This is a genomic window from Nocardioides sp. CPCC 206348, assembly GCF_048654705.1.
In the GTDB taxonomy this organism is placed as follows: domain Bacteria; phylum Actinomycetota; class Actinomycetes; order Propionibacteriales; family Nocardioidaceae; genus Nocardioides.
The window spans coordinates 1,150-3,099 of the sequence record NZ_JBMCZA010000109.1; the positions used below are offsets into that span (position 1 = coordinate 1,150).

Sequence of the window (1,950 nt, forward strand, 5' to 3'; positions counted from 1 at the left end):
CGAGCGGGCCTGCGTCCTGTTCGGCCGCGAGGTGCGGGACGACGACTGGCTGGAGTGGAACCTCGGCCGCGATCGCGCGAACCTGGCGTCCGCCGACATTCCCCGCAGCGACGACGCGGTGTGCCCGGCGGTGGAATGATCGGACGGTGGCCGCCACCGAGCACGTCGAGCTGGGTCGGGCCGCGCTCCGCGTCGGGGATGCGGCCACCGCACGGGCGGCGTTCGAACGAGGTGAACCCACGCCCGAGGTGCTCGAGGGGCTGGCCGCGGCGTCGTACGTGCTGGCGGAGTACCCGCGGGCAATCGAGGAGTTCGAGCGTGCCTACGCCGGCCACCGCCTCCAGGGTGACGGCGCCGGTGCGGCCCGCGTGGCCCGGACCCTGGGCTACATGTACGGCACGACCGCCGGGGACTGGGCAGTGGCCAACGGATGGATCGCGCGGGCCAAGACCCTGCTGGGGCAGCTGCCGCACTCGAGCGAACGGGGATGGGTGGCGCTGACCGAGGGCATGTTCGCCGAGGCGCGCGCCACGAAGGAGGCCGCCTTCCACACCGCCATCGAGATCGGGCGCGACACCGACGACCGGAACCTCACGTTCGCGACCATGTCCTACCTCGGCGCAAGCCTCGTCCACGGCGATCACACCGAGGAAGGCATGGTGTTGCTCGACGAGGCCCTCGCGGCGGTGGCAGGTGGCGAGGTCGAGGACTTCATCATCATCGAGGAGATCTTCTGCCAGCTGTTCTCCGCGTGTGAGCACGCCCAGGACGTGCACCGGGCCGAGCAGTGGATCCGGGTCGGTGAGCAGATCGCCGAGCGGCGCGGGCTGCCTGCGGTGAGCGCCTACTGCCACACCCACTACGGCGGCATCCTCACGGCCGCAGGCCGGTGGCCCGAAGCGGACGCGGCCCTCACCGAGGCAGTGCGGCTGTGGGCCCTCGGCAAGCGCACGCTCAAGGCCGGTGCCTTGATCCGCCTGGCCGACCTGAGGATCAAGCAGGGCCGGTACGACGAGGCGGCGAGCCTGCTCGAGGACCAGAACGACGGCGAGGCCGTGCTCCCCCGTGCGGCGCTGCACCTCGCCCGCGGCGAGTCGACGATCGCCCTCGACCTGCTCGAGCGCACCGCACGGAAGGCAGATCCGCGCAGCAGCGAGTGCATCCCCCTGCTGGCGCAGCTCGTCGAGGCGCAGCTGGCCTGCGGCGAGGACCCGCAGCAGACGATCGCGGATCTCGCTGCGTGCGCCGAGACCCACCGGACGCCGTACACGACAGCACTGGTGGCGCTCGCCCGCGCCCACGCCGCACAGGACGATCCGCGGGTGTGGCTCCGGGACGCGCTGGACGGCTTCACCCGGACCCAGCTGCCGTTCGAGATGTCGTTGTGCCGCCTCGACCTCGCCCGGGCCTGTCGCCAGGAGAGTCCCGAGGTCGCCGTTGCCGAGGCGCGCGCCGCGCTGGCCGTCTTCACGAAGCTCCGGGCCGCTCGGTACGTCGACGCCGCCTCCGCCGTGCTGCGCGAGCTCGGCCAGAAGGTCGCTCCCCCGCGATCCTCCGGCCAGGTGCTCACCAGGCGCGAGGCGGAGGTTCTCCGGTTGTTGGGAGACGGGCTGTCCAACCCCGAGATCGCCGAACGGCTCTTCATCAGCCGCAAGACCGTCGAACACCACGTCGGCAACCTGCTGCTCAAGCTCGGTCTCCGCAACCGCGCCGAGGCCACCGCCTACGCCGTCCGACACGAACCGGCCGGCAACTAGGGGAGTTCCCCGATACCCGTCCCTCCTCGACCGGCGACGGTGGCGTGAAGGCCCGAATCCGTGCCCCACCGCCCGTCCGAGGAGAAGCCATGAGTTACGACGCCATCGTCATCGGAGCCCGCGCCGCGGGGTCACCGACCGCCATGCTGCTGGCCCGCAAGGGCTACCGCGTGCTCGCCGTCGACCGCGCGAC

General features: G+C 71.9%; 1 protein-coding gene. It reads left to right on the forward strand.

Annotated features, from left to right (window positions below; translation table 11 throughout):
- The first annotated feature begins 146 nt into the window (after positions 1–146).
- On the forward strand, positions 147–1,757 hold the full coding sequence (locus ACOADB_RS06090; RefSeq protein WP_378597061.1) for a LuxR C-terminal-related transcriptional regulator: 1,611 nt from the start codon (positions 147–149) through the stop codon (positions 1,755–1,757).
- Positions 1,758–1,950 lie beyond the last annotated feature (193 nt).